This window comes from Microcystis sp. M083S1, assembly GCF_020246405.1.
Taxonomy (GTDB): Bacteria; Cyanobacteriota; Cyanobacteriia; order Cyanobacteriales; family Microcystaceae; genus Microcystis; species Microcystis aeruginosa_C.
Genome location: NZ_JADBTB010000091.1, coordinates 1 through 6555, shown reverse-complemented (window position 1 = coordinate 6555; position 6555 = coordinate 1). Strand labels below are relative to the sequence as shown.

Here is a 6555-nt window from a genome sequence, read left to right as displayed (position 1 = left end):
TAGTAAATCCGTTGAGTATGGGCTACATATCAAGAGAGGCACTCCTGCAAAACGGAGAATAAATAATCAGTTTTTAATAACTGGATTTAGTATTACTGTTTACTGATCACTGAACATCTAAATCAAGTTAAAATATCCGCTCCCAACATCCGTTGATATTTAGCTTCTAAGGCTTGTTTCAAATTGGGCAAAGTGATTAAATGGGGATCATCTAACATAATTTTTTCGGCGGCATCTCTTGCCAAAACTAACACCTCTTGATCCTCGACTAAACTAGCGAGGGCAAAATCTGGTAAACCCGATTGTCGTTGTCCTAAAACTTCCCCCGGACCGCGAAATCGCATATCCATTTCCGAGATAAAAAAGCCGTCTTGGGATTGTTCCAAAACCGTCAATCTTTGACGGGAATTAGCACTATTAGTCCCACTTAAAAGTAAACAGTAGGATTGATGGGAACCTCTGCCCACGCGCCCCCGTAATTGATGCAATTGTGAAAGGCCAAAACGTTCGGCATTTTCAATTAACATCACCGTGGCATTGGGAACATCCACCCCCACTTCGATAACCGTAGTTGAGACAATAATTTGCAGAATATTATCGCGAAAAGCTGTTAAGATTTCCTCTTTTTCGGCGGAACTCATGCGACCATGGAGTAAACCGATATTAAAATTGGGAAAAATCTTTTCTGATAAATTTTGATATTCTTCCACCGCAGCTCTAACATCTAATTTTTCCGATTCTTCAATCAAGGGAAAAATCACATAAGCTTGTCTGCCTTGGGCAATTTCACGGCGAATTAAATCATAGGCAGCCCTTCTTTGATTCCCATTTAAAGCGGTGGTTTGAATCGGTTGCCTGCCGGGGGGTAATTCGTCAATTTGACTCACATCTAAATCCCCATGTAGGGTTAAAGCTAAAGTACGGGGAATCGGTGTTGCTGTCATGGTTAAAACGTGGGGAGACTCTCCTTTGCTTAATAATCTTGCCCTTTGTTGTACCCCAAAGCGATGCTGTTCATCAATAACAACTAAACCTAATTTGCGGAAATTAACTGCATCTTGAATTAGGGCATGAGTTCCCACTAAAAGTGGTAATTCTCCTGTCTCTAATTGGGCGTGAATTTCTCGCCGTTTAGCGGTTTTTGTGGAACCAGTTAATAATTCTACGGGTAAATGTAAGAGATTAAACCAGCTAACTAACTTACGATAATGTTGTTCTGCTAAAACTTCCGTGGGAGCCATTAATGCCGCTTGATAACCAGATTGTAGGGCTGCTAAAATAGCATAAACTCCGACAATTGTTTTGCCAGAACCCACATCCCCCTGCACGAGACGATTCATCGGGGTGCTAGAATCTAAATCCTCTAAAATTTCCTCAATAACTCGTTTTTGAGCATTGGTTAATTGAAATGGAATTATCTGATTAAATCGATCAATTAGTTGACCATTAGCACTAAAAATAGCACTTTTCTGTGTCTGACGATACTGTTGCCGCCGCCGCAGAAAACCTAATTGTAAAAAGAAGAATTCATCAAAGACTAATCGCCGTCGCGCTTGACTGAGAATCTCGGCATTATTAGGGAAATGAATGTTAGTAATTGCTGTTTTTAAATCGATTAATCCGTATTGTTTTCTTAGACCGAAAGGCAAGGGATCTTTTATCGCCTCTACTGCCCCAAAAGCGGCGACTACAGCCTTTCTAATTAGGTCGGCGGGTACTCCATCGGTGAGGGGATAAACTGGCAGAATACGCCCGATTTTTAAGGACTCAATACTTGCCCCAGAACTGTCTAATAATTCAAATTCAGGATTTTCTAAAGTTAACCCATATTTACCCGCTTTGACTAAACCACTAACCGCCACCACTGAACCGACGGGATAGAGTTTTTTTTGTCCTTCTTGCCAAGCACGATTATTATAGCGAGTTCCCGCATAAAAACGGTTTAATTTTATCTGTCCAGTACGATCCTGTAAGAGCAATTCAAAGATAGCTAACTTGGTATTTTTGGGGCTATTAAAACAATTACAGCGCTTGACATTCCCCACTAAAGTTACCGTTTCCCCCTCGGTTAAATTAGCGATATTAACTTGACGACTGTAATCCACATGATCCCGGGGATAATAATATAATAAATCTTCAACTTTGTGGAGGTTTAATCTTTCTAAAAGACTGGCTTTTCTCTCTCCCACTTCCGCTAGATATTTCAAGGGTTGTTCGAGGGTAACTTGCCGTGGAGAATTAGTCTTTGCCGTGATGGGAGTGGTATTAATAATTTTCGCCGCAGCTGGTTCTTTTGGGGTGGGGGTTGCTTCTAAAGTTTGCCGTAATTGTTGCAAAAAATTGCGAGTTTCGGTGACTAATTGTTGTCTTTGTCTGGGATTAAACTGGGAATATTGGGCAAATTTTTGGGCTAATTCTCGCCAGCGATTTCTCTCACTGGTGGCAATTCCCACGGGAGGATTATCACCGAAACTAAGACACAAAAACTCGCTAAAACGGTATTGATTTCCCTGAAGATCTGGATAACCTTTTTCCGCTTCTACAGATAAGGCTTTTTGTAATCTCACCCAGTCGGGTATTTCCCCTTTCATAATTGCCTCTTGATTCCAAATTTCCTAGTGTTATGTTTCCCTAATACCTCTGTTTAATTATAACTGATTAATCATACCAACTACTGCGCCACGCCGCTTCCGCTTGAGCGATAGTATATTCTTTGCGAAGGTGATGATATTGTTTACCTAGACGATTTAATTGTTCCCAAAGGGAGCGAATTTGATTTCTTTCGACACTTAAGCGCGCATCAGCAAATTCTAGTTCAGCCATTCGTAGATGAATCGCCGTTACTTTAGTGACTTTGCCACTTGAAAAATCATGATCATCCCCATCATCTTCATCTTCATCTTCATCTTCATCTTCATCTTCATCTTTTTCTTCCTCTGGTTCAGGGTTTTTAGCTTCCACTAGAATGTTTAACATATTATTTCCTCCACCTAGGGATTGTCCCTCTTCTCCCGCTTGAATTGCCATATCGATAATTTGACTGGGTAGATGAGGGGGAATAATATAGGCTTTTTGTAGTTGCTGATTAATTTGTTTAGAGAGATGATTGAGAATCTCGATACAGTTTTTTTCCAGGACTCGACAACAATAAAGCAAAATATCGGGGTTATTAATCTCTCCAGTTGCGGCTAGATTTTCCCGTTTGTCTAGAAAAAGCTTCAAGAAATCTGGGGTGTTAACTGTCTCTGCTGGACTTTTAGAGAATCCTACCCCTGAAAATGCCCCTCGATTGAAGCTCTGTTCGCCCAATTGCTGTAAACTGGCTTTAGCCTCTTGTCCTAGAGCTTTGATCTCCTCTTGTAGTTTCTGACGATTGCTGTGGGAGAGGGCCAGAAATTCCCCCCCATAGTAACGGGTACAGATATAATACACTGCCCCGATCGCCTGTTTATAGAGAGATTCACCGAGTAAATCAAGATAAATTCGGTATTTTTCTCGCATTCTTTCGGCTAAATTTGCCACTTCCGTTTCTATGTTCTTTAAATCTTGTTGTAGCTTGTTCAGTCTTCCAGTCATAGAAATTTTACCGAGGGAGAAGTTAGCGATCGGCGAATTCTATTATAGCGACTCACTGTCAGCTATAGCACCCTGACATGGGGGAGATGCTCAGACGAAAAGAAGGTAAACTGGAATCTGTGCCGCGTTGATCGTCTTTAAATTTCACTGTAGAACGAATTGCTCAAGTCTTGGACTTAACTGTAGAAAAAGTGCGAGAAATACCAGAAACCCATAAAGATAATCTAGCAGTAAGCTATGACAGCGTTTCTGATCAAGATCAAGTGTAACCTAATTTACTATCGACCACCGACTCCCCAAAACGAAAACTTTCTACCTCACCATCAAGATAACTGCTCTACTTAAATTTATGACTAGCAATCCTTCAGCTTCTTTAAAATTAAAAAAAACAAAAATTACCGACACAAATATCACTCTCTCCCATGGCAGTGGTGGCAAAGCAATGCGGGATTTAATTAACGAGATATTCGTTAATAATTTTGATAATAACTTACTGGCAACCCTTGAAGATCAAGCACGATTTGAGATTAAAGATTTGGCTAAAATAGGTGATCGCTTGGCATTTACCACCGATTCCTATGTGGTTTCTCCCCTATTCTTTCCGGGGGGTGATATTGGCAGTTTAGCAGTCAATGGAACCGTTAATGATTTGGCTGTCGGTGGGGCAATTCCTCTCTATCTCAGTTGTAGTTTTATCCTCGAAGAAGGTTTATCTATCGACACCCTAAAAACCATCGTTACTAGCATGAAAATAGCCGCCGAAAAAGCAGCGGTAAAAATCGTCACTGGGGATACAAAAGTCGTTTCTAAGGGACAAGGGGATCAAATATTTATTAATACCTCTGGAGTGGGGGTAATTCCAGCCGGAATCAATTCCGGGGCGAATAATTTACAAGTTGGCGATCGCATTTTGCTTAACGGTTTTCTGGGGGATCACGGAGCCGCCATTCTGATTGCTAGGGGCGAATTAGACCTGCAATGCACAATCGAAAGCGATTGTCAAGCCCTGAATTCTTTAATTTCTGCAATTCTGGCAGTTTGCCCGGAAGTTAAAGCGATGCGGGATGCCACTAGAGGCGGATTAGCCACGGTTTTAACCGAATTTGCCCAAAGTTCAGGGGTGGGAATACAGGTACAGGAAACGGCGATCCCCATCCGGGAAGAAGTGCGAGGAATGTGCGAATTATTGGGCTTAGAACCGCTTTATCTGGCAAATGAGGGCAAATTAGTCCTTGTCGTGCCACCAGAGGCGGAAAATCGCGTTTTAGCAGTGATGCGCTCCCATCCTGACGGTAAAAATGCCGCTTCTATCGGGGAAGTCGTCGCTTCTCCCCCCAATTTAGTTTACTTAAAAACCGCTTTCGGCACTAAAAGGATTCTCGATATGTTAGTCGGTGAACAATTACCGAGAATATGTTAATTAGACAGAAGACAGTTTTAAGGGAAAAAGTGAAAACTAAAAAAACAGATAGTTGGGGTTTTGGGGTTTTAGTTGAAATTTCCCTGCTCTCTTCTCCCTGATAACTGATAACTGATAACTGATAACTGATAACTGATAACTGAAAATGCACGAACTAGGAATCACCCAAAATATTATCGAACTTGCCTTAGAACATTCCCGAGGAATGAAAGTTAAGCGCGTGGTGTTAGAGATTGGTAAACTAACGGCAATTATGCCAGAATCGATCGCTTTTTGTTTTGATACCTGTTGTCAAGGTACTAATATAGAGGGGGCAATGTTAGAGATTCTGGAAATTTCTGGTTTAGGACAGTGCCAAGATTGCGGAAATGAGCTAGAACTAGAATATCCCTACGGAATCTGCGAGCGATGTGGTAGTCGTAATATAATCATTTTACAGGGTCAAGAATTAAATCTTAAATCGTTGGAGACAGAATCCTTATGTGTGTAACCTGTGGTTGTTCTGATAACTCGGAAGTGACGGTAACTAATCCGCAAACGGGAACCCATGAACATATTTTAGCCGATGGTACTGTTATTAGTCATAGCCATCACGATCACGATCATGAGCATCCCCATCATACCGCAGAAATTCACGCTCAAATTCATGGTAACATTCTCCAAGTTGAGCAAAATCTGCTGGCAAAAAATAATCTATTAGCGGCACAAAATCGCGGTTGGTTGAAGGGGAGAAAAACTGTTGCCCTTAATCTGGTTTCTTCCCCCGGTTCGGGAAAAACTACCCTGTTAACTCGCACAATTGCCGATTTAAAAACCGCTATTCCTATCAGTGTGATTGAGGGAGATCAAGCTACAGCTAATGATGCCCAAAAAATTAGTGAAACCGGTTGCCAAGTCGTTCAAATTAATACCGGAACAGGTTGTCATTTAGAAGCATCAATGGTAGAGAGAGGATTAATCGAACTCGATCCACCGATGAATTCTTTAGTGATGATCGAAAATGTCGGTAATCTAGTTTGTCCTGCTTTATTTGATTTGGGAGAAAATGCCAAAGTTGTCATTCTTTCCGTCACCGAAGGAGAAGATAAACCGATTAAATATCCCTATATGTTCCACGCTTCTCAAGTCATGATCTTGACAAAAATAGACCTACTACCCTACGTTAATTTTAACCTCGATCGCTGTTTAGATTACGCCTATCAAGTTAATCCCAATCTGAAAGTTTTTCAAGTTTCCGCTACCACTGGAGAAGGTTTAGATGCTTGGTACAGCTGGTTAAAATCGCTGGTTTAAGTTAAGCAGTAACACACCAAAAAAGTTCAGTCTAACCCAAGGAAAAATGACCCTAGCACTTGACCAAAATATTTATAATCAACTGTTGACTAAATTTCAACCCAAGATTATTGAAAATGAAGAAGAATAAGTAGGTAGGCGTTAAAAATTATCAGACACCCCCCTTATCAAGGGGGGACTAAGGGGGGATCGGCACCCCCCTTATCAAGGGGGGACTAAGGGGGGATCGGCACCCCCCTTATCAAGGGGGGACTAAGGGGGGATCG

At 41.4% G+C, this 6555-nt stretch carries 5 protein-coding genes and 1 pseudogene; 4 read left to right on the top strand and 2 right to left on the bottom strand.

The genetic code is table 11. The annotated features are described in order from the left end of the window. Nucleotides 1–122: 122 nt before the first annotated feature. On the bottom strand, nucleotides 123–2591 hold the full coding sequence (recG, locus tag IM450_RS09305; protein WP_002801997.1) for an ATP-dependent DNA helicase RecG: 2469 nt from the start codon (nucleotides 2589–2591) through the stop codon (nucleotides 123–125). Between the two features lie 67 nt (nucleotides 2592–2658). Continuing rightward, entirely contained in the window at nucleotides 2659–3576 is a 918-nt protein-coding gene (locus IM450_RS09300; protein ID WP_287666506.1) for a hypothetical protein, read from the bottom strand. 349 nt (nucleotides 3577–3925) lie between these two features. Here IM450_RS09300 and hypE point away from each other — a divergent pair, with 349 nt between their 5' ends. From hypE to IM450_RS22475, 4 genes and pseudogenes are all read left to right on the top strand, one after another. Continuing rightward, nucleotides 3926–4996: a hydrogenase expression/formation protein HypE gene (gene hypE / locus IM450_RS09295; protein WP_287666504.1), complete on the top strand. Its 1071-nt coding sequence runs from the start codon at nucleotides 3926–3928 to the stop codon at nucleotides 4994–4996. A 145-nt stretch (nucleotides 4997–5141) separates the two neighbouring features. Continuing rightward, the gene (locus IM450_RS09290) at nucleotides 5142–5486 is read left to right on the top strand and encodes a hydrogenase maturation nickel metallochaperone HypA/HybF (protein ID WP_002801994.1); all 345 of its coding nucleotides are present in this window, start codon (nucleotides 5142–5144) and stop codon (nucleotides 5484–5486) included. Then, entirely contained in the window at nucleotides 5477–6289 is an 813-nt protein-coding gene (gene hypB, locus IM450_RS09285; protein ID WP_287666502.1) for a hydrogenase nickel incorporation protein HypB, read from the top strand. The genes IM450_RS09290 and hypB overlap by 10 nt, the downstream gene beginning before the upstream one ends. Before the next feature lie 46 nt (nucleotides 6290–6335). Continuing rightward, a pseudogene (locus tag IM450_RS22475) lies at nucleotides 6336–6416 on the top strand (transcriptional regulator); the annotation flags it as partial. Nucleotides 6417–6555 lie beyond the last annotated feature (139 nt).